Here is a 25,544-nt window from a genome sequence, read left to right as displayed (position 1 = left end):
TCATGGGAAGGCAACAGCTTAACTGGTCCGCGAAACCCTGGGACGATGCGGAGCATCTTGAATGCGCCATGGTCGTGCCCGAGACGCCGGATACTGCCACCTTCACCTTCCGCGCGCCCTCGGGCGCCTGGTTTGACTATCAGCCGGGCCAGTTCGTGACGCTCGACCTGCCGGTTGATCCGAAAAAGGGCGCGAAGGGCAATGTGCAGCGCACCTATACGATCTCGTCTTCGCCGTCGCGGCCGCTGTCGATCTCGGTCACGGTGAAAGCCCAGGCGACATCCATCGGCACGCGCTGGATGCTCGATCACCTGAAGCCGGGGATGAAGATCAAAGCTTACGGCCCGGCGGGGATTTTCAGCTCGCACCGGCATCCCGCAAAGAAATACCTCTTTATCTCGGCGGGATCAGGCATCACGCCGATGATGTCGATGACGACCTGGGCCTGGGATTCGGGCGAGATGCCCGACATCACCTTCGTACATGCCGCGAAACGCCCGTCAGAGATCCTGCTGAAGAAACGGCTGGAAGGCTTTGCCGACCGCGTGCCGGGGCTGAAACTCCGGTTCACGGTTGAAGAGCCAGACCCGTTCCAGACCTGGTCCGGCTATCAGGGGCGCCTGTCGCAGATCATGCTGGGCCTGATGGCGCCGGATTATCTGGAGCGCGAGGTCTTCTGCTGCGGGCCGGAGCCCTTCATGCAGGCGGTGCGCGACATGCTGGTCTCGCTTGGCTTCGATATGGAACATTACCATCAGGAGAGCTTTGGCGCCCCGGTAAGTTCCGAAGCCGAGGCGCCGGTGATCGAAGATGTGATCCCGGATGCGGATGCCGGCGCGCAGATCACCTTTGCGGCGTCGAACGTCACCGCGCGCTGCGCCGAGACCGATACGGTGCTGGCCGTCGCGAAACGCTCGGGGCTCAATATCCCCTCGGGCTGCACCTTTGGCCTTTGTGGTACCTGCAAGGTGAAGAAAACCGCAGGTGATGTGCATATGGTCCATAATGGCGGCATCTCGGATGACGAGATTGCCGAGGGCTGGATCCTCGCCTGTTGTTCGAACCCGATGGGCAAGATCACGGTTGAGGTCTGAGAAGAGCCCGGCCTGACAGAAATCCTGACAGAAATGACGCATCGGCAGCCTTGCCGGTGCGTCTGAGACAGCTACTCTCCCCGCCGGGCACCGCGCGCAGATATGGGAGAACACCGATGACGAAACCGATCCTGATGGACAGAGCCGCGCTGAACGACTTTGTCACCCGCGATTTCGGCCAGGTGGCGGCGGATTTCACCGTCGATGCGGTGACAGATCAGGGCATCCGGCTGCGGCTGCAAGTGGCCGAACGCCATCTGCGCCCGGGCGGCACCGTATCCGGCCCCACGATGTTCGCGCTTGCCGATGTGGCAGTCTACCTTGCCATCCTGTCGAGGATCGGGCCGGTGGCGCTTGCGGTCACCACGGGATGTTCCATCGATTTCATGCGCAAGCCGGCCGCCGGGCGCGGGCTTTACTGCGATGTGCGGCTTTTGAAACTTGGCCGTGTGCTGGCGGTGGCGGATGCGCTGATTTTCTCGGACGGGGTCGAGGATCCGGTGGCGCGGGCGAATATGACCTATTCCATCCCGCCCGCCCCCGCAGCCTGAAATACCGCGAACCAGAACCTGCCCCCAGGAGCTTCGAATCAATTTGGTGACGGCCCGGCGGGCGCGACCGGCAGCTGCAGTGCCTTCCGCTGGGTCAACCGGCTTATCCCCAGAGATGTGCACCATTCTGTCCACGAAGCGGCACAACCAGGGGTCGCCCCTGCTCCTGGATATTGTGCAAGGCGAAATATTGCGCAGCCCGGCTCTGTGGGTTTAGGGGCACACATTTCCGCCATGCGCCCACGGCAAAGCAACGATTTCCTCTGATTTCAGCGGCTTTTCAACTCTGAGTCGTTCCGGTCACGGCTGGCATTTCAATAACACAAGATGTTGACAGCAGGGCAAATCGGGGATCAATATGCAGATGTTCCGGGAGCAAACCTGCAGCCTGCGACGCGTCCGAAACCCGGGGAAACCGGGGCATTTCCGGGCGCAGCCAGCGGCAGGAACGGCCAGGGGAAACTCCGGGGGGAAACCTTCGGGAAGACCATAGCCGCGGCAGGATCCCAGGGCAAAGTGAAGGCAACAAAACCGTGCGACGGGCGCGAGAATATGACCCGGCGGATGTTTTCCGCTGGCCGTTTCTCAGTGAACCGCAGCCACATGGGACAGTAGAAGGATCAGGCAATGACCATCACCGTTTACTCCAAACCCGCATGCGTTCAGTGCACCGCAACCACCCGTGCGCTCGACGCCAAAGGCTTGTCCTATTCCATCATCGATCTGACCGAAGATGCCGATGCGATGAATCGCGTCGTGGCACTCGGCTATCGCCAGGCCCCCGTCGTCATCGCCGGTGACGCCCATTGGGCTGGCTTTCGTCCCGATATGATCGGCCGCCTCGCCAGCTGAGGGGGTCTCCGTGCCCGGGCTCGTCTTTTTCTCTTCTGCCTCGGGCAATACCCTGCGTTTCGTCACGCGCCTGGAAGAAGTCAGCGCTGGCCGCTATGGCACGGCGCTGCGTATCCCAATATCCCCGCAGGATCCTATGCCGGATCCGGGCGGGGATTTCGTTCTGATCTGCCCGACATTCGCCGATGGCGAGGGGCGTGGCGCGGTCCCGAAACAGGTGATCCGCTTTCTGAATGACCCTGAGCGGCGCGCCGGTCTGCGCGGAGTGATCGCCGGGGGCAACCGAAATTTCGGACAGACCTATGCCCTTGCGGGCCGGGTTATAGCTGCCAAATGCAATGTGCCGGTTCTCTACAGCTTCGAGCTGGCCGGCACGGAAACCGACATCGCCCGCGTCCGGCGCGGGCTTGATCTATTCTGGGGGATGGAATGCTCGACAATGGCGTGAAGCCGGCGCTGGACTACCATGCGCTGAACGCAATGCTGAACCTCTATGACGGGGAAGGCAAAATCCGCTTCGACGCCGACCGCATGGCGGCGAAGCAATATTTCCTGCAACATGTGAACCAGAACACGGTCTTCTTCCACAACCTGGATGAAAAGCTGCGCTATCTGGTCGATGAGGGCTATTACGAGCCCGACGTGCTGGATCAGTATTCGCGCAATTTCCAGCGCCAGATCTGGGATGCGGCCTATGAGAAGAAGTTCCGTTTCCCGACCTTCCTCGGCGCGTTCAAATATTACACCAGCTACACGCTGAAGACCCGCGACGGTCAGCGCTTCCTTGAGCGTTACGAGGATCGCGTGGTCATGGTCGCGCTCGCGCTCGCGCGTGGCGATGAGGCACTGGCGATGTCCTTCATGGACGAGATCCTTTCGGGCCGCTTCCAGCCCGCAACGCCGACCTTCCTGAACGCAGGAAAAATGTCGCGCGGCGAGCTGATCTCGTGCTTCCTGCTGCGGCTGGAAGACAATATGGAATCGATCGGGCGGTCGATCAATTCGGCGCTGCAGCTGTCGAAACGCGGCGGTGGCGTGGCCTTGATGCTGACGAACCTGCGCGAGGCCGGCGCCCCGATCAAGGGGATCGAGAACCAGTCCTCCGGCGTCATCCCGGTGATGAAGCTTCTGGAAGACAGCTTCTCCTACGCGAACCAGCTGGGCGCGCGTCAGGGGGCGGGCGCGGTCTATCTGAACGCACACCACCCCGATATCCTGCGTTTCCTCGACACTAAGCGCGAGAATGCCGACGAGAAAATCCGCATCAAGACGCTGTCGCTTGGCGTGGTGATCCCGGATGTCACGTTCGAGCTCGCGAAGAACAACGAGGATATGTATCTCTTCTCGCCGCATGATGTGCAGAAGGTCTACGGCGTCCCCTTCTCGGAGATCTCGGTCACCGAGAAATATGACGAGATGGTCGATGACAAGCGGATCAAGAAGAAGAAGATCAACGCGCGGGAATTCTTCCAGACCATCGCCGAGATCCAGTTCGAGAGCGGCTACCCTTACATCATGTTCGAAGACACGGTGAACAAGGCGAACCCGATCCACGGGCGCATCACCATGTCGAACCTCTGCTCGGAAATCCTGCAGGTGAACGAGGCGTCCACCTTCCACGAGGATCTGAGCTATGATCACCTCGGCACGGATATTTCCTGCAATCTCGGCTCGCTGAACATTGCGGCGGCAATGGACGGCCCGGATCTGGGCAAGACCGTCGAAGCGGCCGTGCGCGCCCTGACCGCCGTGTCGGAAATGTCGGCGATTGACTCGGTCCCGTCGATCCGCCGCGGCAATGATGAAAGCCATGCCATCGGGCTGGGCCAGATGAACCTGCATGGCTATCTGGCGCGCGAGCATGTGCATTACGGCTCGCCCGAAGGTGTCGAATTCACCAGCGTGTATTTTGCCGCTGTCGCCTATCACGCGATCCGCACTTCGAACCTGCTGGCGCGTGAGCATGGGCAGAGTTTCAAAGACTTCGACAAGTCGAAATATGCCGATGGCACTTTCTTTGACAAATATACCGGCCGCGACTGGCTGCCGGTGTCGGAGAAAGTCACCGAACTGTTTGAGGGTGTGACGCTGCCGACCCGTGAAGACTGGGAAGCGCTGAAAGCCGATGTCATGGCGAGCGGGCTTTACAACCGCAACCTCCAGGCCGTGCCGCCGACCGGGTCGATTTCCTATATCAACAACTCGACCTCTTCGATCCATCCGATCGTGGCGAAAATTGAGATCCGCAAGGAAGGCAAGATCGGGCGCGTCTATTACCCGGCGGCCTTCATGTCGAATGAGAACCTGGAATATTACCGCGATGCCTATGACATCGGGCCGGAAGCGATCATCGACACCTATGCGGCGGCGACGGAACATGTCGATCAGGGCCTGTCGCTGACGCTGTTCTTCCCGGCCGAAGCCACCACGCGCGACATCAACAAAGCGCAGATCTATGCCTGGAAGAAGGGCATCAAGACGATCTACTACATCCGCCTGCGCCAGACCGCGCTGGAAGGGACCGAAGTGCAGGGCTGCGTTTCCTGCACCCTGTGAGGTCTGGCTGAGCGCCGGGGGTTTCACACCCCCGGACCCCCGTGGGATATTTTTAGACAGATGAAAGGTTCTTCCCCGATGAAGGATCATGTGATGCCGAAAACGGTATTGAAAGCGATCAACTGGAACCGGTTGCAGGATGAAAAGGACCTCGAGGTCTGGAACCGGCTGACGGTGAATTTCTGGCTGCCCGAGAAGGTGCCGCTGTCGAATGATGTGCAGTCCTGGTCGACGCTGAGGCCCGAAGAGCGGGAGCTGACGATCCGGGTTTTCACCGGGCTGACGCTGCTGGATACGGTGCAGTCGTCGGTTGGGGCGATCTCGCTCATGCCCGATGTGGTGACGCAGCATGAAGAGGCCTGCCTGACGAATATCGCGTTTATGGAATCGGTCCATGCGCGGTCCTATTCCTCGATCTTTTCGACCTTGTGCTCGACCAAAGAGATTGACGATGCCTTCCGCTGGTCGGAAGAGAACCCGCATCTTCAGGCCAAGGCCCGGATCGTGCTGGAGAAATACAAGGCCGGGGAAGATCCGCTGAAGCGTAAGATCGCGAGCGTTTTCCTCGAGAGCTTCCTGTTCTATTCCGGCTTTTACCTGCCGATGTACTGGTCGAGCCGCGCGAAGCTGACAAATACCGCCGACCTGATCCGCCTGATCATCCGCGACGAGGCGGTGCATGGCTATTATATCGGCTACAAATACCAGCGCGGTCTGGAGAAGCTGACCGAAGCCAAGCGCGAAGAGCTGAAGGATTTCGCCTTTGCCCTGATGTTTGACCTTTACGAGATCGAACAGCGTTATACCGAAGAGCTTTATGACGGCATTGGTCTGACCGAGGATGTGAAGGCCTTCCTGCATTACAACGCCAATAAGGCGCTGCAAAACCTTGGCTATGAGGCCTTGTTCCCGCCCTCGGTCTGCGAGGTCAATCCGGCGATTCTCGCGGCGCTGTCGCCTGACAGTGAAAACCATGACTTCTTCTCGGGCTCTGGTTCGAGCTATGTGATCGGCAAGGCGGTTGCCACTGAAGACGAAGACTGGGACTTCTGAGGCCTCTCTCTCCGGATTGCTGACCCCAGCCTGGACCTCCCGGGATAGGCCGGGGACAGCGGTCCTTTCCCCCACGCCGACATGCCGCCGATCTGGCGCGCTACCAGCGCCGCCTCATGCAGCACATCGTCGTTGATGACACAGCAGGCATGGTCTGCGGCCAGATCCTGGCCGCGACCGGGACCACAGCGCCCCGCACTAACTGTGATGTTCCGGAACGCTGCGTTATCGGCTAGGCTCCAGACTCATTAGTTATCAAAGCCAGAATAGGACGGTTGCAGCGAGAGCGATGGCTGAGAGAAATACGATGGGACATCTGTCGTAGCGGGTAGCCACGCGCCTCCAGTCCTTGAGCCTTCCAAACATGATCTCGATGCGGTTTCGCCGTTTGTAGCGGCGCTCGTCGTATCGAACTGTCTTTTTGCGGGTTTTCCGGCCCGGGATGCAGGCGCTTATGCCCTTGTCTTTCAACGCATCTCTGAACCAATCAGCATCGTAGCCCCGATCCGCCAGCATCCACTCGGCCTTTGGAAAGCTGCGCAGCAGAGCGGCGGCTCCGCTGTAGTCGCTGACTGGCCCGGCTGTGACAAACAGGCTGATCGGGCGGCCTTGCGCATCGGCAACGGCATGCAATTTGGTGTTCATCCCGCCTTTGGTGCGGCCGATGAGGCGGCCCCGTTGATCTTCGGGCCCCCCTTTTTCACCCGCAGGCTGGAAGCCGTCCGGTGCGCTTTCAAATAGGTCGCATCTATCATGATAGTCTTCTCGTCGGCAGCCTCCGACGCCAGACCGTGCATCATTCGGGTGAACACCCCCATCCGGCTCCAACGCTTCCAACGGTTATAGAGCGTCTTCGGCGGGCCGTATTCACGGGGCGCGTCGCACCAGCGCAAGCCATTGCGATTTATGAAGATTATGCCGCTCAAAACACGGCGGTCATCTACGCGGGGACGGCCATGGCTCTTGGGAAAGAAGGGCGAGAGCCGCGACATCTGCGTGTCTGTTAGCCAGAATAAATTGCTCATCAGAAGGGGCTCCTCAGACCCTCTGAATCACAGCAATAAAACGCAATCAATGGGTCCTGACCCTAGCAAATCACCGCTGTGCAAAGCACATCACTGCGGCGGTTCCGGCGCTCGACTCGGACTTGGATCTGGACTAGAGATGGTCGGAGAGGAGCGCTGAAGAGATTTCCCCCAAGCCAGGATGAGCTCCCCCTCCCCTGGATGAGAAGCTGCATCTGACCTGCCCCGGAAATCCCCTCAGCCGGAAATTCCCTCAGTCCGATGTAGCGTCTGTCCGGCCTTTGTTCTGCTCGCGCCCCTTGAGCGCAGCGACCTGGCGCTTCGCGGCACCGCGCACGGGGGCGGACTGGCTGCACCACCGGGACTGTGCATGTCGACCGATACTTTGTCACTGAACGCGCTGTGGGGATCGGCTTCGTTTTAGCCCCTGCGCCAGGAGACCAACTTTTCGCGGGCATCCGCAATATCCCTGAACCTGTGGGCGTTCAGGCAGTCTGCCCGCAGCTTGCTGGTGAACGCCTCGGTGAAGCTGTAATGGGTCGGTCGCGCCCTTGCCCGGGATCGGGCGTGCTGATGGCGGCGGCTTCGGCACAGCTCGCCCCGGCAGGGCGATCTCGTCCTCGCGCCGCAGGTCATCACCGATGGCCCATCGCGCCGGACCGGGTGGGCGCAGAAGTCATTGCGGCATTCGGCACAACAATCATCCTGCGCATCGAGAACCCGGGACTTGACCCAGGATGGCACAGCCGTTTCAGGCGTTTTTCCGATCCATTCCGGGCGCTTGCGGGCGGTCGGGGTCATATCAGCACCGCCTGCCGGGCATCCGGATGATCCCTGTGCCGGGCAGAGAACAACGGGGCCAGGGTCACGGATTGTCACGGGGCAGCCTCCCTGCACGGATAGGCTGGATAATCACCTCGCATATGGCGGCACCGAGAGAGCCGGTCAGATAGGCCACGGAACCGCCCGAGGTCCCGCCCCCCGCTCCAGGCGCATCGGGCGGCAGGCCCAGCAGTGGCCGATCAGGGGCGCACCCTGCCCCGCAACGATGGCTGCACCAGAGGCGATGTGGCCCAGCCGTTCTGGGCCGCCTGCCCGCGCTGCGCGGCCACAGTTTCGCCTGTTGGTGCAAGCAGGGATCGCCCTGCCATGGCGATATATTGTTGGAAATCGCCAATGTTTGATCGCTCTTTCACGCACACCAGCTATGCAGACCGGCCCATTCACAGAACATCAGTCGGACGCTTATATCTGTAACCTTACTCAGGTACGGAGTTTACGAATGCCCGCGAAGAGCTTGCTTGATCTTGCCAGTTCACTGGAATTCTCGGCTGCCACAGCCCGGATGGAACACACCGCGATCACCATGACTGCAGAAACGGCGCAACAGATTGCCTCAGCATTATTCGTTGCCGCCGGTCTTTTGAGCCAAAAGCAAGCCCCGGCAGTGGATGGAGAAGGCGACAAGAAAGCCGCCTGAGCCTGCGGCCTGCAATAAGGCCTCATCACCCAGCTGATCTGAAATGGGGGCGGGCATGAGGTGTCTCGAACCACAGCGCCCTCATGGCGCCTCATGTCATGACCATGCGCAACAGAGGCAGGTCCTTCCAGGGCGCTGATCAGCCGACCAGCCGGTCCCGCGACACTGACCGCCCCATGTTTGGGTTGCCGCGACCACCTTCAGCGCGGCTTTTGTCGTGCGGAGCGTTATCGTCCGCAGGTTGTCCTGCACATGCAGGAGCGCGTCAAGTTCAGGGTCTGCCCTGACCTTCGCGGTGGCAGGCTTGAAGCTGTTCCCCGCGATCTCGATGGTCGGCGCGAGGATCAGGGCCTCGCACGATATTTGATACCCCCAGGGTCCGGGGGGCAGTTCTAAAGTGGCGTGACAAAATCGGCGGGAAGGTCGGAGACGACCGGATGCGGCACCCTCAGCGGATTGTCGGTTGGGCGCATGACCGTACAGCCCCTCGTCAAAACCATTTGACCAAACTTAAGGCCATGTATCGCTCTAATCGCTCGGAAATCCTCTGGACCGAAGCCGAGATTGACGCGTTCGTGACAGGCGCTCCGACTCATATCGCGCGCATTCTGATCGCGCTATGGAAACGGGCCTTCGCCCCGGTGATCTGGCCGCTCTCAGCCGCGCCCATATCCACCCCACGCCAGGCGGCCAGAAGGTCGTCATCTGGACAGCCAAACGGAAGCGGCTTGCATCGATTCCAGTCACACCTCGCATGGCGCGGCCCTGATCGAAAATACGCCGAAAGAGCTAGCACACTTCATCGTCAACAAGGACGGCCAACCCTACGAACACGAAAACTACCCAGGGGATGCCGTCCGCCAGCGGCGTGACCGACTCGGGATCCGGCCAGAGCTTCGCTTTTATGATGCGCGAGGAACGGCAGCGACCAGGCTTCTGTTGGCTGATGCCAGCCTGAAGGAGATCGCCACCTGCATGGGATGGAGCATCAGGCACGCAGGAGAAGTGATCAGCAGATACGCCGCCCTGTCCCCTGAAATGTCAGATGGAATCGCGAAGAAACTGGAAGCCGCGAGGAAGGGATCGTGAACAGTTTTGCAAAATGAACTGCAAAACGGACAAGCCTTAGATCTGCTAAGTGCTGGTCGGGGCGGAGAGATTCGAACTCCCGACCTACGGTACCCAAAACCGTCGCGCTACCAGACTGCGCTACGCCCCGAACTGGCAGTCAGATAGCTGTTTCCCACCGGCAGGGAAAGCCCCGTTTGCAATAAAAATGCGCTTTGCACCATCGGCTTCCGATCTGTGGCGCAAATCACGGAACAGGAAGCCTGACGGCCCCACCTCTTCACCCGAAATAACCGGCACAGAAAGCTCTGCACGCACCTGTTGGTCGCCTGTTCATACGGCAATACGCGAAAACCTTCACTTCCCGCACCACCAAGCGAGATCGCCATATAAGATGCTGAATATAAAAAATAATACCGCCCGCGCGGGGCCTTCTTCATGCTGCCGGAGCCCCGGCGGGCAACCGATTCAGTCCGGCGCTGAGTACGTTGTTTTTTACTATGTCAGAAATTCGGCCAGATCATCTGACCCGGCTGCCGGGTTTGGCAGCGCCGGGGGCGGGCCTGTGCTGCGCTCTGACAATTGCCTTCGCCACCGGGCCCGAACAGAGGGCGCCTTCACGCTCCAGACCTGCAGCGGAAAGCCCGCGCCGGTCGCGGCTTCACGGCACCGACAGAACAGCGCCCTCATCGCCTCCGCTTCGACGGGCGACCGCTGGTGGCTCGGGGTCGGATCCGGACCTGCAATACTCCGCCGCCCGGATCGGGCGGATCTCGCACGCAAGCCGGCAGCGTCACCCAGATTTCAAGGCAGGGCCGCAGATAGCGCCGTTACGCGCGAGGCAAAGACGGGGCCGAGGCTGCGACATGGTCAGCGACAGGGCCAGGCACCCGCGCTGATCAGCGGATGGCGCATCTCGCTGCCCGGAACGATTCCGGTTTTCTTTGCCAGCCCGCCATTGATCTCGAGCACGTAGAGAACATTGTCACCGCCCGGAATCGGCGTCTCATCGCCCGGGACGGCGTTTTCATGCACCACCGTCACCCGCCCCCGTGAATCGGCGAAAATGATGTCCAGCGGGATCAGCGTGTTCTTCATCCAGAACTCGGCGCGACGCGGTGTCTCATAGATGAAGAGCATCCCGGCCTCGGGCGCGAGGCTTTCGCGATACATCAGACCCTGAGCGCGGCTGGCGGCCGTATCGGCGATTTCGACGGAAAAGCTCTCGGGTTCCCCCTGCCCTGCTTTCGCGGGCGGGCGCAGGTCGATGCGTGACAGGGAACAGGTTTGCGCCGCCTGTGCCGCGCCGGCAAAGGGCAGGCCTGGCACAGCCACACCGCTCAGGATCACCCCGGCCAGGATGGCCGAAAGCAGCGCACGAGCGTTCCCGCGCGGCCTGCGACCAGACAGGCCGTACTCCGGCGCTGCAGCCAGAGTGCCGTCCGAATTTTCCAGGGATTTATGTGTAGTTTGCGACAAGACCAGACAGCAGGGCGGCAGCACCGCCACCGCCCGCGCCATCATTCGGCTTCGCCCGTCTGGGCGACGATTGCACGTTCCCAACTCAGCACCTGCACTGCCATTCTGCCACGCCGGCCCTCAATCACCTTGAGCGCCACCGCCTCGCCTGACATCAGATCCGCAAAACCCGAGACCCGCAAGACCTCGACATGGATGAATATGTCTTCCGCCCGCCCGAAAGCATTGGCGAAGCCAAATCCCTTGGCTTTATCGAACCATTTTACACGTGCAGGCTCCATCGGCAGAACAGATAAATCCGCTGCCGAAAGCTCACCCGCCAGTTCCCCCAGGGGCACAACAGGCCCTTCCGGAGGTTCAATCGCAAGAACTTCAACCGCTTGTACACCGCGTGGTGTAGTCTGGATCCGTACGGTGACTCCTGCTCCATCCGCGACTGAACTCTGCCCGAAGTTGCGCAGAACATTCGCGTGCAACAGGATATCGGCATTGGTAATATCGCTGACGATGAAGCCAAAGCCTTTAGCCGGATCAAACCACTTCACCCGGCCCTGCAACACCTGCGTGGCCTTCTCTTCTTCAGTCATAACAAGGACTATCTCCCCAGATTAAGCCCTTTTCGGTTGATGAAGGCTTAACCCCGCCTGATCAAGAGGAAATCGTATGATCCGACAGAATTGTTTACCTTTTTCTGCACTTATCAGGGGTTGAGCCGCAGGACTGTCCAATCGCCCGAACCGCTTGCAACCCTTTCGCTGCCCTCTGCATCACTGCCCCCGATACGGCTCCAGCGGAACCGGTCATGCAGGCGGAAAGCGCCATCTGCCCAGAACTCGATCTCCAGCGGCGTGATGCGAAATCCGCCCCAGAATGGCGGCCGCGACGGAATCGGCCCTTTCGTCACGGTAACTTTTGCCACTTCGGCCATCAGCGCCTCACGCGAGGACAAGGGCTGTGATTGCCGGCTGGCCCAGGCGCCAAGCCGGCTCGTCAGGCTGCGGCTCCGGTAATAGTCATCGGCCACCCGGCCTTCCTCACGCGTGACCGTGCCGCGCACGCGGATCTGCCGGCGCAGGCTTTTCCAGTGCAGAACGAAAGCCGCCTTGCCCGAAGCCTCGATCTCGCGCCCCTTCACCGAAGTATAATTTGTATAAAAGACAAAGGATTCGGCCGCGATTTCCTTCAGCAACACCATGCGCACATCCGGAAGCCCCGCCTCGTCCACCGTCGCCAGCGCAATCGCATTCGGATCATTCATTTCTGACGCTTCAGCCTCGGCCAGCCAGCTGCGCGCGATCGCAAAAGGATCGTCGCCTTTGAAAATTCCGGTCCGTTCCATCGATGCCCGCTCCTGTTCTTACGTCAACGGTAACGGTCTCCCGCCCTTGCGGCAGGCCGCCTTTCCGCCTAAACGTCAACGCTATCAAACCGTAAAGGTGTGCGAGGGACCAGGAATGTCAACCGGACTGATGGCTGGCAAACGCGGGCTGATCATGGGCCTTGCCAATGACAAATCGATTGCCTGGGGCGTGGCCCAGGCACTGGCAGGAGCGGGCGCCGAACTTGCCTTCTCTTATCAGGGTGAAGCGCTTAAAAAACGGGTTGAGCCACTGGCTTCCAGCCTGGGTGAGCCGCTTCTGTTCGAATGTGATGTGGCAAGCGAAGAATCGCTCGATGCTTTGTTCGACGGGCTTAAGGCAAAATGGGGCACGATTGATTTCGTGGTTCATGCCATTGGCTTTTCCGACAAGAACGAATTGCGCGGGCGTTATGCCGATACAAGCCGCGCCAATTTCGCAATGTCGATGGATATTTCGGTCTACAGCTTTACCGCTGTGGCCCGGCGCGCAGGCGCAATGATGGGACGGGGCGGCGCGATGCTGACCCTCACCTATTACGGCGCCGAAAAGGTGATGCCGCATTACAATGTGATGGGCGTGGCCAAAGCGGCGCTGGAAGCATCGGTGAAATATCTGGCCGAAGATTTCGGCCGTGACGGGATCCGCGTCAATGCGATCTCGGCCGGTCCGATCAAGACGCTGGCGGCTTCCGGCATTGGCGATTTCCGTTATATCCTGAAATGGAACGAGCTGAATTCGCCCCTGCGCCGCAATGTCACCCAGGAAGAGGTCGGGAAATCCGCGCTCTATCTGTTGTCGGATCTGGGCAGCGGCACTACGGGCGAGAACCTGCATGTCGATGCGGGCTATCATGTCGTCGGCATGAAGGCGATTGATGCCCCCGATATCGACGTTGTGACCGGCAAGAAGGACTGAGATGGGCCTCAGCGCATTCCTTGCAGCCTATTTCCTGCATCTGATCGCCGCGGCCTCTCCGGGCCCGGCGGTTCTGATGACAGCGAGAACGGCTGTGACCGAGGGCATGCGCACGAGCTTCTTTCTCGCCTGCGGCATCGGCTTCGGGGCGGTGTTCTGGGCACTGGCAGCGCTTTTCGGGCTGGCAGTGCTTTTCAAACTCGCCCCGGCGCTGTTCTGGGGCTTCAAGATCATGGGCGCGCTGTTCCTTCTCTGGATCGCGTTCAATATGTGGCGCCACGCGCCCGAACCCCTGGGCGATAACAGCAGTCAGCCGCCGCGCGGCGCGCTGGCCGCGCTCTGGCTCGGGCTTGCCACCCAGTTCTCCAATCCCAAGGCCGCGGTGTTTTTCGGGGCCATCTTTGTCGGCACCGTGCCGCCGGGCACCACCTGGCCCTGGCTGACCGCGCTTCTGATCGCTGTCTTCCTTAACGAGGTTCTCTTCAATCTTATGATTGCGCGGCTCTTCTCGCTTGAACGCACCCGCCGCGCCTATGCCCGGCTGAAAACCGTAATCGACCGGTGTTTCGGCGGCATACTCGCCCTACTCAGCTTTAAAATCGCCGCTACCTGACCAGAGGACGCCAATGGCCGCTGACCGCCTGCCACATGAGAAAGGGTTCCATATCAGCTGGGACCAGATCCACCGCGATGCACGCGCTTTGTCCTGGCGGCTGGACGGCAAGGGGCCGGGCGCAGGCGGCCAGTGGCGCGCCGTGGTGGCGATCACACGCGGCGGGCTGGTGCCGGCCATGATCGTGGCGCGCGAGCTCGATATCCGCGTGATCGATACGATCAGCGTGAAAAGCTACAATCACCAGGCCCAGGCCTCGGCGGTGGTGACCAAATCGCCCCAGCCCGAGCTGATGGAAGACGGTGCCGGTATCCTGATCGTCGACGATCTTGTCGACAGCGGCAAAACGCTGGAACTGGTGCGCAGACTTTACCCGAAAGCGCATTTCGCCACCGTCTATGCCAAGCCGCATGGCAAGCCGCAGGTCGACACCTATGTCACCGAGGTCAGCCAGGACACCTGGATCTTCTTCCCCTGGGATATGGCGCTGCAATATGTGCAGCCCTATCGCGGCACCGACTGATCGGGACCGGGGGCGTTCTGCCTCCCTCCTGCGCCTCAAAGGCGCTGTTTACCCCCTGAGAACATCAGGGGGCGGCCCGAAACGGGCCCGGGGGGCGGGCAGCCCCCCGCTCCACATCAGCCATCAGGCACAGGAGCCGGCCATGTCTCTTCCGCTCAATTCAAATCTTGGCGCGACCGAACTGCCTCCGGTGATGGAGGCGCGGCGCTGGATCCAGGGCAAGAGCTTTCCTGCGAACCGTCCGCTGATCAATGTAAGCCAGGCCGCGCCGCTGGAGATCCCGCCGCTGGAATTGCGCCAGGCCATCGCCGATGCCGCGCTGAATGACCCTGACGCGCATCTCTATGGGCCGGTTCTGGGCATGACGGCGCTGCGCGAAGAGATCGCGGCTCAGTTTTCCCGCGCCTATTCCGGCACGATTGCTCCGGACCAGGTTGCGGTCACCCAGGGCTGCAACCAGGCCTTTTGCGCGACGCTCGCCGCGCTTGCGGGCCCGGGCGATGAGGTCATTCTGCCCACGCCCTGGTATTTCAATCACAAAATGTGGCTTGATATGAGCGGCGTGACCACCCGTGTGCTGGACACCGGGGCCTCGCTGATCCCGGACCCGGCAGCAGCGGCAGCGCTGATTGGGCCGAAGACCCGTGCCATCGTGCTGGTCACGCCGAACAATCCCGGCGGTGTCGAATATCCGTCCGCCACGCTCAGGGCCTTTTATGATCTTGCCCGCGCGCATGGCATAGCGCTTGTAATCGACGAAACCTATCGCGATTTCGACAGTCGCCACTCGCCGCAGACCGGCGGGCGCCCGCATGATCTTTTCGAAGATCCCGCCTGGGGCGAGACGGTGATCCAGCTTTACAGCTTTTCGAAAGCCTACCGGATGACCGGCCACCGCGTGGGGGCGATTGTCGCCTCTGCCGCGCTTCTCACGGAAATCGAGAAAGTGCTCGACACCATCGCCATCTGCCCGAACCAGCTGGGGCAGACCGGGGCGCTTTGGGGCATGCGCAACCTCGGCTCCTGGGTCGAGGGCGAGCGTCAGGAGATCCTGAAACGGCGCGCGGCGATGGTTGAGGGCTTCACTGCGCTGCCCGACTGGACGCTGATGGGATGTGGCGCCTATTTTGCCTGGGTGGAACACCCGTTCGACCTCGCCTCGGATGATCTGTGCCGCCGGCTTGTGGATGACTGCGCCATCCTGATGCTGCCCGGCACCTTCTTTACGCCCGAAGGCTCCGAGGCCGGCCGCCGCCAGATCCGCATCGCTTTCGCCAATATCGATTGCGACGGCATTGCCGAAATGTTCCGCCGGCTGCAAGACTTCCGGCCCTGACGCACCCGCCTCCCGCGAAAGCGTGACGCCCCTGCCCTTGCCCCACACCCCGCTTGCCCTTAGACAGGCGCAAATGTTCTGACCGGAGCCCGCGACATGGCCAAAAGCCCTGATGATCAGCCGAAAAAGAAGAACAAGGGCACCTCGGCCCTGACCTGGCTGATGACCGGCATGCTGATCCTCGGGCTTGGCGGCTTTGGTGTCAGCAATTTCGGCGGCACCATCAATTCCATCGGTTCGGTCGGCAAGATCGACATTCCGGTGCGCGATTACGCCCAGGCCGTGCGCGACGAGGCGGCAAAGCTGTCGCAGCAATTCGGCACGCAAATCCAGGTGCAGCAGGCGATCAGCTTTGGCATCGACCGCCAGGCGCTTGCGGGCCTTGTGACCCGCGCAGCTCTGGACAATGCGGCGCTTTCGGCAGGGCTTTCGGTGGGCGACGCGACTGTCGCGCAGGAAGTCATGAAAGAACGCGCCTTTATCGGCAGTTCCGGCAGCTTTGACCGTACCGTCTACCGTGAGGCGCTGAGCCGTGCCGGCTGGCGCGAGGCCGATTTCGAGGAAAGCCTGCGTCGTGATGCGGCCCGCGCGCTTTTGTCCGGCGCGGTGACCGGCGGCTTTACCGCCCCCGAGGCCACCACCGATGCGATCTATAAATGGGTGGCAGAGCGGCGCGGCTTCTCGCTGATCCGGCTGACGGAAACCAGTCTCACCACCCCCTTGACCGATCCCGATGAGGCGGCGCTGAAAGCCTGGTATGATGCCAATATCGCCGATTTCACCCGCGGGGAATCAAAGCGGCTGCGCTATGCGGTGCTGCTCCCGGAAACCATCGCCACTGGCCTGCCGGTCGATGAGGCGGCGATCCGCAAGATGTATGACGCGCGGATTTCGGAATTCGTGATCCCGCCACGCCGCCTTGTCGAGCGGCTGGTCTATCCCGATGACGCAGCGCGCGAAGCGGCGCTGGCGCGGCTGACTGCCGGCGAGGCCACGTTCGAAGATCTCGTCACCGCACGCGGCCTGTCGATGGTTGCGGTCGATATGGGCGATGTCTCGGAGACCGAACTCGGTTCGGCGGGGGCCGAGGTCTTTGCCGCAGCCGAAGGCGCGGTTATTCCGGCAGAAACATCGCTTGGTCCGGCCCTCTTCCGCATCAACGGCGTGCTGCCGGGCGAAGAGACCACATTTGAAGAAGCGCATGACGATCTTGCCCAGGAAGTGAAGCTGGAAGCCGCACGCCTTGAGATCAATCATAAGATCGACGAGATCGACGACCTCCTTGCCGGCGGCGCCAGCCTTGACGAGCTTGCCACCCAGACCGGGATGGAACTGGGCCAGATCGATTATATCGCCACCGGTCCGGGCGCGCAGACCGGCAACAAGCTCGAAGGCTATCAGGCCTTCCGCGCGGCTGCCGGTGCCCTGAAAAAAGGCGATTTCCCCGAGGCGGTGACGCTGGATGACGGCGGTGTCGTGGCGCTGGAATTCGTCGAGATGGTACCGCCGACGCCGATCCCCTTTGACGAGGCGCGGTCTGAAGTGCTGGCGGCGCTGCAGCAAAGCAACCTTCGCGCCGCACTGGATGCGCGCGGGCTGGAGCTGAAAACCGCCGCCGAAAGCGGCACCGATTTCGCGACGCTGGGCACGGTAGAGACCGTGGCCGAGACCTCGCGCGACGGGGCCACGACGGAAAACATCCCGGCCTCGGTGCTGGAAGCCGCCTTCGCGATGAAGGCCGGTGATATCCGACTGATCGAGGACGGCAGCTTTATCGGCCTGTTGCGGCTGGATCACGTGACCGCTGCGGCGGAAACCGGCGATGAGGCCGAAGCGCTGAAAGCCGCGATTTCCTCGCAGCTGGAACAGGCGGTCGCGCAGGATGCTTTCACCGCCTTCACGACCAGCGTGGCGGATAAAGCGGGCATGACCCTCAATCAAAACGCCATCAACCAAGTGAATTCGAGCCTGCAATGAAACTGGAACCCTCCTTCGACGCCTTCGAGAAAGCCTGGGGAGAGGGGAAAAACCAGCTGATCTGGGCCCGGCTTGCCGCGGATCTGGATACGCCGGTCTCGCTGATGCTCAAGCTAGGCGAGGCGCGCAAAGACACGTTCATGCTGGAATCGGTGACCGGCGGCGAGGTGCGTGGTCGCTATTCGATCATCGGCATGAAGCCCGATCTGATCTGGCGGTGCCGGGGAGAATCTTCCGAGATCAACCGCTCGGCGCGGTTTGATCCGGATGGGTTCACCGCGCTTGAAGGCCATCCGCTCGACACGCTGCGTGCCCTGATCGCCGAATGCCATATCGACATGCCCGATGATCTGCCGGCGGCATCTGCCGGGCTGTTCGGCTATCTTGGCTATGACATGATCCGGCTGGTGGAACATCTGCCGGATGTGAATCCTGATCCGCTTGGCCTGCCCGATGCGGTTCTGATGCGTCCCTCGGTCGTGGCGGTGCTGGACGGGGTGCGCGGCGAAGTGATCGTGGTGGCTCCGGCCTGGTATGAAAAGGGCGTCTCTGCCCGCGCAGCCTATGCCCAGGCGGCCGAGCGGGTGATGGATGCGCTGCGCGATCTTGACCGGGCGCCGGCAGTGCAGCGCGAGATCGACGGTGTGGCGATCTCCGGCGAGCTGACCTCGAATTTCAGCCATGACGGCTATAAGGCAGCGGTCGCGAAAGCGAAGGACTATATCCGCGCCGGTGATATTTTCCAGGTGGTGCCTTCGCAGCGCTGGACGATGGATTTCCCGCTGCCGCCCTTCGCGCTTTACCGGTCATTGCGGCGCACAAACCCGTCGCCCTTCATGTTCTTCTTCAATTTCGGCCCCTATCAGGTGGTCGGCGCCAGCCCCGAAATCCTGGTGCGGCTCAGGGATGGCGAGGTGACGATCCGTCCCATCGCCGGAACCCGCAAGCGCGGCGCGACGGTGGAAGAGGATAATGCGCTGGAGGCCGATCTGCTGGCCGATCAGAAAGAGCTGGCCGAACATCTGATGCTGCTGGATCTGGGGCGCAATGATGTGGGCCGTGTGGCGCAGATGGGGACCGTGCGGCCGACCGAGAAATTCGTGATCGAACGCTATTCGCATGTGATGCATATCGTCTCGAATGTGGTGGGACAGATCCGCGAGGGCGAGGATGCTTTGTCGGCCTTGCTGGCGGGGCTGCCTGCGGGCACGGTCTCGGGCGCACCGAAAGTGCGGGCGATGGAGATCATCGACGAGCTGGAGCCGGAAAAGCGCGGCGTCTATGGCGGCGGCTGCGGCTATTTCGCGGCCAATGGCGAGATGGATTTCTGTATCGCCCTGCGCACGGCGGTGCTGAAGGATGAAAAGCTCTACATCCAGGCCGGGGGCGGCGTTGTCTATGACAGCGACCCGGAGGCGGAATACCAGGAAACTGTCAATAAATCCAACGCCCTGCGGCGTGCAGCGCAGGATGCCGGGCTGTTCACGCGGCGCGGCAACGGCTGAGCTGCCGGATGATGGCAGAGGCGGGGGCCAGCCCCCGCCCCCCGGGAGTATTCAGAGGCAGAAAATGAGGCTCTTCAGCGCGAATAGCGGATGAATGGCGTCACTTTTGCGATGCGGTCATAAAGCTGGCGGGCGGTGGTATTGAACTCCTGCGTCAGCCAGTAGACGCCGGGGGCGCCTTTTTCATCGGCGATACGGTAGACCGCTTCGATCAGTTTTCGCCCGAGGCCGGTGCCGCGCGCTTCGGGGGCGACATAGAGATCCTGCAGATAGCAGACATTCTCGATCTTCCAGCCATGGCGGTGGAAGAGGAAATGCGTGAGCCCCATCGGCCTGCCATCCACCAGCGCGATCAGGCCCGAGAAATCCTGCGGATCGTCGCCGAGGAGGCGCTCAAAGCTGGATCGGTACACCCCTTCCGGCACCGAGGTTTCGTAAAAGGTCAGGTAATCGGCCCAGAGGCGGCGCCATTCGGGTTCATCCGAGGCGCGGAGCGGGCGGATTTCGATCTGTGCCATGGGCGGGTCCTTTATGGAAATCACCTGACCACCCTGCCCCTGCCTGCCAGGCCATGGGCAGCACCAGATTCTGCGAGATGATAGCGCCAGCAGGCCGCGAATCCGCTTGACCACCTATCTTTGCAAATAGAACTTGCGATTTGCAAATACGGAGCCCGATATGGCCACGCAAAAACTCTATGCCGGGGTGAAGCTGCGCGAGATCCGCGGGCGGCTGAGCCTGACGCAAAAGGCCTTTGCCGATAAGCTTGGCGTCTCGCTGCCCTATCTGAACCAGATGGAGAACAATCACCGCCCTGTTTCGGCAGCGGTGGTGCTGGCGCTGGCGCAGGAATTCGGGCTCGATGTCACCGAGCTGACGGTGGGCGAGAGCGAGCGGCTGGTATCCGATATGCGCGAGGCGCTGGCAGATCCGGTTTTCACCGCCTCTAACCCGCCGCTGGCGGATCTGCGGCTTGCGGCCTCGAATGCGCCGGCCTTAGCCCGGGCGTTTCTCGACCTGCACCGTGCCTACCGGCAAAGCCATGAGCGGCTGGCCTCGCTGGATGAGGCATTGGGGCGCGAAGATATCGGGCTGAAACCCAGCCCCTGGGAAGAGGTGCGCGACTTCTTCCATTATTGCGACAACTATATTGATGCGGTCGACCGCGCCGCCGAGATCTTTGCCGGGTCGGCAGAGCCAAAGCGCGATGTGGTGCGGCTGGCCCAGGATCTGCTGCGCCAGCGCGGCGTCTCGCTGCATTATGAGGCCGGCGTGCCTGTCCGCCATTACAACCCGTCAACGCGGCGGCTGGTGATCTCGGGCCACGCCCAGGATGCGACGCAGCGGTTTCAGCTGTTGCACCAGCTGGCGCTGATCACCCAGAATGATCTGCTGGAAGCGACGCTGGATCTGGCGCGGTTCTCGACGCCCGAGGCGCGCGATATCGCCAAGATCGGGCTTGCGAATTACTTTGCCGGGGCCGCACTTTTGCCCTACCGCGCATTTTTGCAGGCCGCGCGCGAGACACGCCATGATCTGGAGCGGCTTGCCGATCTCTTTGGTGCCTCGATCGAGCAGGTGGCGCATCGGCTCTCGACCCTGCAGCGGCCGGGCTCCAAGGGCATCCCGTTCTTCTTTGTCCGCGTCGATCAGGCCGGAACCATCACCAAGCGTCATTCCGCGACACGGCTGCAATTCGCGCGGTTCGGCGGCGCCTGTCCCTTGTGGAACGTACACCAGGCCTTTGAAACGCCTGGGAAATTCCTGCGCCAATTTGTCGAAACGCCGGATGGGGTGCGCTATCTGAACCTCGCACGCGAAGTCTCAAAACCCGCCGGCGCCTTCCTCGCGCCGGTGCGCCGTTATGCGATTGGCCTGGGCTGCGAGATCCAGCATGCGCCGGAGCTGGTCTATTCCGACGGACTTGACCCGCGCGGGCGGTTCGAGCCGATCGGGATCTCCTGCCGGATCTGCGAGCGGATGAATTGCCACCAGCGCTCGGTTCCGCCGCTGGAACGCCGGCTCAGGGTCGATCCGAATACCCGCGATCTGCTGCCCTATGAAATAGCCGACTGAAGCCCGCGCGGCTCAGTTGCCGTAAAGCGTCAGCTCGGGCAGGCCGGTCAGCGGCAGGCCAAGCGCCTGATAGGCCGAAAGCGACATCAGCGCGCCGCCACTGCCCGGGCGCAGCTCGACCGCGAGCGATTTCCCGCCAGGGGCCACGACCCGGCCCTGACCTTTGGTCTGGACCAGCACGCTTTGCACCCAGAGGCCGGTTTCAGCGGGCGGCCCGAGAGCCACCACCGCCTTGCCCAGTTCGCGTTCGCCCGAAGCGACCGGTTTGGCAAGCGCTGCCGCCTTTTCCGCATCCGAGGTCTTGTCCAGCGCCGCAGCGCTGTGACCGCTCGCCCCGAGTGCGGTGGTCGTGACCGCGGGCGCGAATTCGGTCGCAAGGCCCGGATTCGCCGCAGGGGCGTCACGCCCTTTGCCGAACCCTTCGAAAACGGAACATCCCGGCACAGCCAGGGACAGCGACAGGAGGAGAAGGGCGCGTTTCATCATAAGGGCAGAATAGGCGTCCCGCCCCTTGCCTGCAACTCCCCGATTGGCCTGCGATTGCAGCTTGTGGCACAGGCCCGCCGCCCCTATTTTGATCACATGAACAACACGGCTCCGCTCATCGACCCATTCGCGCGCGCCATCCGCTATCTGCGGGTCTCGGTGACGGATCGCTGTGATTTCCGCTGCACCTATTGCATGGCGGAACATATGACCTTCCTGCCCAAGGCCGAGCTTCTGTCGCTGGAAGAGCTGGACCGGCTTTGTTCGGGCTTTATCAGGCTTGGCGTGTCGAAACTGCGGGTGACGGGCGGCGAGCCGCTGGTCCGTCGCGGCATCATGACGTTTTTCGAGGCGATGGCGCGGCATTTGCAAAGCGGCGCTCTGGAAGAGCTGACGCTGACCACCAATGGCAGCCAGCTTGCCCGTTTCGCGCAGCCTCTGGCCGATCTGGGGGTGAAGCGGATCAATGTCTCGCTCGACACTCTGGTGCCTGAGAAATTCGCCGCCATCACCCGTTGGGGGCGGCTGGCCCAGGTGCTTGACGGCATCTCTGCCGCAAAGGCCGCCGGGATGCGGGTCAAGATCAATACCGTGGCCCTGAAAGGCTTTAACGAGGACGAACTTTTCCCGCTCCTCGACTGGTGCGCCCGCGAAGGCCATGACCTCACCTTCATCGAGGTGATGCCGATGGGCGAGATGGGCGAGGAAAACCGCCTCGATCAGTACTGGAGCCTGCGTGCGCTGCGCGCCCGGCTGGCGGAACGCTTTACCCTCACCGATCTGCTGGAACGCAGCGGCGGCCCGGCGCGCTATGTCCGGATCAATGAGACCGGACAAAAGATCGGCTTCATCACCCCGCTTACGCATAATTTCTGCGAAAGCTGCAACCGGGTGCGGCTGACCTGCACGGGCGAGCTTTACATGTGCCTCGGCCAGGAGGATATGGCCGATCTGCGCGCGCCGCTGCGGCTGCATCCGGACGATCCGGCCCCGCTGGAGGCCGCGATCCGCGAGGCGATTGCCCGCAAGCCCAAAGGCCATGATTTCGACTATGGCCGCCAGGCAGACAGTGCCTCCGCTGAGGCGGGCCAGGGTCTGATCCGGGGCCAGATGAGCCGGCATATGAGCCATACCGGCGGCTGACCCGGTGGGATCCAGCCAGGTCCCCGCCGGTATCCCTTTGCCACACATAAAATTCCCCCGTTCGACAGCACGAGGGAGAGCTGCCGGACGAGGGAAAGTCTGAGGCGGATTCCCCCGCCATTCAGGACTGGTTGCTCGATAAATGTCTGATCTGCCAAAGCCCGCAGACTTTGCCCGGGAAAGCAGGAGGTTACTTGGTCAGGATCAGCTTGCCCTGGCGCGTGATGCGCAGGGTGTAAACCTGGCCATCCAGCACGATCTTTGCCAGCGAACCACCATCCGTCAGCACACGCGCATCATGCACCGGCGTCGCGTCATTTTGCAGCCATGGGGTCAGAGCGGTCTCGGTATGGGCGTTCATTTCACTGCCCCTACGCGTTCGATCAGAGCTTCCAGCGCCGCCGAAGGGGCCGTTCCGGCCGCCGCCTGGCGCAGCATCTCCGCCAAAGGAAGCCGGTCGCCCGTTGCAGGTCGGGTCATGGTCTTCTCCATCGCCTCTAAGAGAGTTTATGGCTGCGCTCGCGAAGAGCCTGGCTGATCTGCGGGCATTCCTGACTGATTTACTTTGTCATGTCAAGCAATGATGTCATCCGGGTTCATCAATCACTTTGTGCAGCATGTGGGTTGTAGCGTGACAGCTGTAGCGTGACAGCGAAAGTTGCACTGTTTGACAACAGAACTTGCACCAGGCGAGTTTTGAAAACGAGGCCTGAGCGCCCTTCCCGGCACGGGTTGAACGCCCTCTTAAAGCTAGGGTTAAACACCCAGCGTCAGCCCGGTTCATGTTGGGTAGCGTGTCAGCTATGCGGGACGAAGTGGACGGTCGGCGCCTTTACTTCAGGATGAGTGCGGCTACGTTGACCTTTGCAGGTTAGACGCAACTTCTTGACCAGAGAGCACATGAACGAGCAGCAACGACAGTATTTTGATAATTTACACATCCAGGCAGGCGATCTCATCGCAGAGCCCTTGGAAGAACACATGTCAACATGTGAATGCTGTGGCGGCATTAGTCGTCAGGTCTCGGGCTATCTACACCTGAAAGATGCCGGAACCCTGGCGTCATATTTCATGCAATGGACGCCCGGCGCACCACTCGCGACGCATCCTGCGAATTTCGATTTAATAGTAGGGCCTTGGGGAGAGGACGAGGAGGAGGGCCCGCTAAGTCGCTGTGCGGTCGCACTCATCCACTTTCAAGGTGAGAATGGACCGGCTGTCATGGTGATTGACGCGCAACAACGTCCCGCTGCGACCGGTCTGGCAAAGATAATCGCTGAAAGGAGCGATGTGATTGGCACACCATTCGCAAACTCGGTGTTTGCAATGTACGATGCAGCTCTCCTCCAGGATCATCGCTTATCTCAGTTCCTGAGATAGAACGAACGGCGGCTATGGGCTCAAAGCGACGGGTTGCCGCCCCCTCTGGCCTCCCTTGAGGCCGGTCAGTGCATCAGCTGGGCCTTTCAGCCAGCTTCAGTGACAGAACAAACTGCTTCGGCAGCCCTCGGCGTCAGCGCCGACAGTGCCTGTCCGATGAGGCTTTGCAGCTCCTGCGCCTGATCGACGGTGATCAGGAGTGCAGAGCGGGGGATGATCTGGCCGTCCATGGCCTCGCTCATGGTGAGACGGATCACCCCGCCCGCCCAGGAGACATGGGCATGGTTGGTATAGACTGCCGGCATTGCGATGCCCGGAGGGACGGGATGGTCGGGCTTCGTGGAGGACGATGGTTTGCGGGCCATGTTTCTTCTCTTCAGGTGCTGAGTTTGCGAAGGATCTTGACCGAAGTTGCGAGTTGATCGAGCTGGATCAGCGCAGTCTGGCGGGGCTGTGAAAGATCGATACCGTCGATCTCGGCCGGGAGCGCCTCGATGTTGACGCGCAGCGCGTCAAGTTGGGCGATGTCGAGGGCGTTGGTGTCTTTGGGCGTGGCCATTATTGTCTCCTTTCACGGGGTTAAGCGGTGATCACGGCGAGCGCCGCCGTGATATCTTCGGGCGTCGTGGCTTCTGCGATGGCGGCCTGCGTCTAGAGGCGGAGCGCCTCGAGGCCGGCGGCGGCAGATCGCCAGAGATCCGCCATATTGAGCCAGAGCTGCGCCAGCTGGTCGGCATCGGGGGCCGTGATCCCTATCTCGGCCGCGAGCAGCGGGAAACCTGCCATGTCCGGCGCACTGGCCTCCACCCAGGCCCGCGCCTCGGCCTCTTTGGCGAGATAGATCATATCCTGCCCCGGAAGCGCGGTTATCAGGCGCGCGCGCGCCGTGGTGATCCAGGCCGTCAGCGCCATCCGGGCTTCTTCCCGCAGCGGCTCCAGCGAGATCCGGACCTGCGCGCCGCCGATCACCGCCCAGCCGGTTAGATCTCCCAGATCCTCAGCCGCCAGATCGGTCTCGATATAGTCGCCCGGCAGGTCGGCCGCGCCCTGCATCGTATAGAGGATCCGGCC

28 protein-coding genes, 1 tRNA gene and 1 pseudogene are annotated in these 25,544 nt (G+C 61.6%); 17 read left to right on the top strand and 13 right to left on the bottom strand.

The features are described 5' to 3' along the window. The first annotated feature begins 2 nt into the window (after positions 1-2). The 6 genes from M3484_RS00140 to nrdF all read left to right on the top strand — a co-directional run bounded on the left by M3484_RS00140 (position 3) and on the right by nrdF (position 6,106). On the top strand, positions 3-1,094 hold the full coding sequence (locus M3484_RS00140) for an FAD-binding oxidoreductase (RefSeq protein WP_283258252.1): 1,092 nt from the start codon (positions 3-5) through the stop codon (positions 1,092-1,094). Between the two features lie 116 nt (positions 1,095-1,210). Further along, on the top strand, positions 1,211-1,645 hold the full coding sequence (locus M3484_RS00135) for a PaaI family thioesterase (RefSeq protein WP_249495260.1): 435 nt from the start codon (positions 1,211-1,213) through the stop codon (positions 1,643-1,645). A 627-nt stretch (positions 1,646-2,272) separates the two neighbouring features. Beyond that, positions 2,273-2,497 (top strand): glutaredoxin-like protein NrdH, encoded by a 225-nt coding sequence (nrdH, locus tag M3484_RS00130; RefSeq protein ID WP_092896774.1) that lies wholly within the window; start codon positions 2,273-2,275, stop codon positions 2,495-2,497. Between the two features lie 10 nt (positions 2,498-2,507). Beyond that, positions 2,508-2,945: a class Ib ribonucleoside-diphosphate reductase assembly flavoprotein NrdI gene (nrdI, locus tag M3484_RS00125; RefSeq protein ID WP_249495259.1), complete on the top strand. Its 438-nt coding sequence runs from the start codon at positions 2,508-2,510 to the stop codon at positions 2,943-2,945. Beyond that, positions 2,927-5,053, top strand: coding sequence for a class 1b ribonucleoside-diphosphate reductase subunit alpha (nrdE, locus tag M3484_RS00120; RefSeq protein ID WP_092896770.1), 2,127 nt, complete (start codon positions 2,927-2,929; stop codon positions 5,051-5,053). Before nrdI ends, nrdE begins: the two co-directional genes overlap by 19 nt. Positions 5,054-5,113: 60 nt before the next feature. After that, the gene (gene nrdF / locus M3484_RS00115; RefSeq protein WP_253188210.1) at positions 5,114-6,106 is read left to right on the top strand and encodes a class 1b ribonucleoside-diphosphate reductase subunit beta; all 993 of its coding nucleotides are present in this window, start codon (positions 5,114-5,116) and stop codon (positions 6,104-6,106) included. Between the two features lie 255 nt (positions 6,107-6,361). Here the strand turns inward: nrdF and M3484_RS00110 are convergent. After that, a protein-coding gene (locus tag M3484_RS00110; protein WP_249495258.1) for an IS5 family transposase occupies positions 6,362-7,131 on the bottom strand; the annotation gives its coding sequence in 2 pieces (ribosomal slippage) (positions 6,362-6,795 and positions 6,795-7,131; 771 coding nt in all). Between the two features lie 1,052 nt (positions 7,132-8,183). Here M3484_RS00110 and M3484_RS23860 point away from each other — a divergent pair. After that, positions 8,184-8,315: a DUF4326 domain-containing protein gene (locus tag M3484_RS23860; RefSeq protein ID WP_502942424.1), complete on the top strand. Its 132-nt coding sequence runs from the start codon at positions 8,184-8,186 to the stop codon at positions 8,313-8,315. A gap of 98 nt (positions 8,316-8,413) precedes the next feature. Beyond that, positions 8,414-8,611 carry a hypothetical protein gene (locus M3484_RS00105; RefSeq protein ID WP_249495257.1) on the top strand — a complete coding sequence of 66 codons (198 nt, stop codon included), beginning with the start codon at positions 8,414-8,416 and terminating at the stop codon, positions 8,609-8,611. A gap of 186 nt (positions 8,612-8,797) precedes the next feature. Here M3484_RS00105 and M3484_RS00100 read toward each other — a convergent pair. From M3484_RS00100 to pdxH, 5 genes and pseudogenes are all read right to left on the bottom strand, one after another. Then, positions 8,798-8,965 (bottom strand): annotated as a pseudogene (locus M3484_RS00100) (terminase large subunit); the annotation flags it as partial. A 788-nt stretch (positions 8,966-9,753) separates the two neighbouring features. Beyond that, positions 9,754-9,830 (bottom strand) — tRNA-Pro (locus M3484_RS00095). 719 nt (positions 9,831-10,549) lie between these two features. Further along, positions 10,550-11,203 carry a DUF192 domain-containing protein gene (locus M3484_RS00090; RefSeq protein ID WP_249495256.1) on the bottom strand — a complete coding sequence of 218 codons (654 nt, stop codon included), beginning with the start codon at positions 11,201-11,203 and terminating at the stop codon, positions 10,550-10,552. After that, positions 11,200-11,745 carry a cold-shock protein gene (locus tag M3484_RS00085; RefSeq protein ID WP_092896749.1) on the bottom strand — a complete coding sequence of 182 codons (546 nt, stop codon included), beginning with the start codon at positions 11,743-11,745 and terminating at the stop codon, positions 11,200-11,202. The genes M3484_RS00090 and M3484_RS00085 overlap by 4 nt, the downstream gene beginning before the upstream one ends. A 113-nt stretch (positions 11,746-11,858) precedes the next feature. Next, on the bottom strand, positions 11,859-12,497 hold the full coding sequence (pdxH, locus tag M3484_RS00080) for a pyridoxamine 5'-phosphate oxidase (protein WP_249495255.1): 639 nt from the start codon (positions 12,495-12,497) through the stop codon (positions 11,859-11,861). A 115-nt stretch (positions 12,498-12,612) separates the two neighbouring features. On the opposite strand from pdxH, the gene fabI reads away from it, so the two are divergent. The 6 genes from fabI (at position 12,613) to trpE (ending at position 19,388) form a co-directional block, all read left to right on the top strand. Then, a complete protein-coding gene (gene fabI / locus M3484_RS00075) occupies positions 12,613-13,434 on the top strand; it encodes an enoyl-ACP reductase FabI (protein ID WP_092896745.1) in 822 nt (273 codons plus the stop codon). A 1-nt stretch (position 13,435) separates the two neighbouring features. Beyond that, the gene (locus M3484_RS00070) at positions 13,436-14,047 is read left to right on the top strand and encodes a LysE family translocator (protein ID WP_249495254.1); all 612 of its coding nucleotides are present in this window, start codon (positions 13,436-13,438) and stop codon (positions 14,045-14,047) included. A 13-nt stretch (positions 14,048-14,060) separates the two neighbouring features. Next, a complete protein-coding gene (gene gpt, locus M3484_RS00065; protein WP_092896728.1) occupies positions 14,061-14,570 on the top strand; it encodes a xanthine phosphoribosyltransferase in 510 nt (169 codons plus the stop codon). A 142-nt stretch (positions 14,571-14,712) separates the two neighbouring features. Beyond that, positions 14,713-15,906 (top strand): aminotransferase, encoded by a 1,194-nt coding sequence (locus M3484_RS00060; protein ID WP_249495253.1) that lies wholly within the window; start codon positions 14,713-14,715, stop codon positions 15,904-15,906. Between the two features lie 96 nt (positions 15,907-16,002). Beyond that, positions 16,003-17,883 carry a peptidylprolyl isomerase gene (locus M3484_RS00055; RefSeq protein WP_249495252.1) on the top strand — a complete coding sequence of 627 codons (1,881 nt, stop codon included), beginning with the start codon at positions 16,003-16,005 and terminating at the stop codon, positions 17,881-17,883. Next, positions 17,880-19,388 (top strand): anthranilate synthase component I, encoded by a 1,509-nt coding sequence (gene trpE, locus M3484_RS00050; RefSeq protein ID WP_249495251.1) that lies wholly within the window; start codon positions 17,880-17,882, stop codon positions 19,386-19,388. Before M3484_RS00055 ends, trpE begins: the two co-directional genes overlap by 4 nt. A 74-nt stretch (positions 19,389-19,462) precedes the next feature. Here the strand turns inward: trpE and M3484_RS00045 are convergent, their stop codons facing one another. Next, on the bottom strand, positions 19,463-19,906 hold the full coding sequence (locus M3484_RS00045) for a GNAT family N-acetyltransferase (RefSeq protein WP_249495250.1): 444 nt from the start codon (positions 19,904-19,906) through the stop codon (positions 19,463-19,465). A 160-nt stretch (positions 19,907-20,066) separates the two neighbouring features. On the opposite strand from M3484_RS00045, the gene M3484_RS00040 reads away from it, so the two are divergent. Then, positions 20,067-21,464 carry a helix-turn-helix domain-containing protein gene (locus M3484_RS00040; protein WP_249495249.1) on the top strand — a complete coding sequence of 466 codons (1,398 nt, stop codon included), beginning with the start codon at positions 20,067-20,069 and terminating at the stop codon, positions 21,462-21,464. 12 nt (positions 21,465-21,476) lie between these two features. On the opposite strand, the gene M3484_RS00035 is transcribed toward M3484_RS00040, so the two are convergent. Then, the gene (locus M3484_RS00035; RefSeq protein WP_143040437.1) at positions 21,477-21,947 is read right to left on the bottom strand and encodes a hypothetical protein; all 471 of its coding nucleotides are present in this window, start codon (positions 21,945-21,947) and stop codon (positions 21,477-21,479) included. Between the two features lie 99 nt (positions 21,948-22,046). Between M3484_RS00035 and moaA the strand changes: the two genes are divergently transcribed. After that, on the top strand, positions 22,047-23,093 hold the full coding sequence (moaA, locus tag M3484_RS00030; RefSeq protein ID WP_249495919.1) for a GTP 3',8-cyclase MoaA: 1,047 nt from the start codon (positions 22,047-22,049) through the stop codon (positions 23,091-23,093). Positions 23,094-23,283: 190 nt separating this feature from the next. Here the strand turns inward: moaA and M3484_RS00025 are convergent, their stop codons facing one another. Beyond that, positions 23,284-23,454, bottom strand: a complete 171-nt coding sequence (locus M3484_RS00025; RefSeq protein WP_092896714.1) for a hemin uptake protein HemP — start codon at positions 23,452-23,454, stop codon at positions 23,284-23,286. Then, on the bottom strand, positions 23,451-23,573 hold the full coding sequence (locus tag M3484_RS23520; RefSeq protein ID WP_283177623.1) for a hypothetical protein: 123 nt from the start codon (positions 23,571-23,573) through the stop codon (positions 23,451-23,453). Before M3484_RS23520 ends, M3484_RS00025 begins: the two co-directional genes overlap by 4 nt. A gap of 420 nt (positions 23,574-23,993) precedes the next feature. Here M3484_RS23520 and M3484_RS00020 point away from each other — a divergent pair, with 420 nt between their 5' ends. Beyond that, the gene (locus M3484_RS00020; protein WP_092896712.1) at positions 23,994-24,473 is read left to right on the top strand and encodes a hypothetical protein; all 480 of its coding nucleotides are present in this window, start codon (positions 23,994-23,996) and stop codon (positions 24,471-24,473) included. Between the two features lie 86 nt (positions 24,474-24,559). Here M3484_RS00020 and M3484_RS00015 read toward each other — a convergent pair whose 3' ends face one another. The 3 genes from M3484_RS00015 to M3484_RS00005 form a co-directional block, all read right to left on the bottom strand. After that, complete coding sequence (locus M3484_RS00015) at positions 24,560-24,838, bottom strand: hypothetical protein (protein ID WP_249495248.1); 279 nt, start codon at positions 24,836-24,838, stop codon at positions 24,560-24,562. An 11-nt stretch (positions 24,839-24,849) separates the two neighbouring features. After that, the gene (locus tag M3484_RS00010) at positions 24,850-25,032 is read right to left on the bottom strand and encodes a hypothetical protein (RefSeq protein WP_092896708.1); all 183 of its coding nucleotides are present in this window, start codon (positions 25,030-25,032) and stop codon (positions 24,850-24,852) included. A gap of 92 nt (positions 25,033-25,124) precedes the next feature. Beyond that, positions 25,125-25,544: hypothetical protein (locus M3484_RS00005; RefSeq protein ID WP_249495247.1), on the bottom strand; the 420-nt coding region annotated here is incomplete at its 5' end.

Origin of the sequence: Pseudomonas sp. GX19020 (assembly GCF_023371075.1) — a bacterium.
GTDB lineage: Bacteria > Pseudomonadota > Alphaproteobacteria > Rhodobacterales > Rhodobacteraceae > Pseudogemmobacter.
The sequence above is the reverse complement of the archived record's forward strand: the minus strand, read 5'-3'. Positions and strand labels throughout refer to the sequence as shown.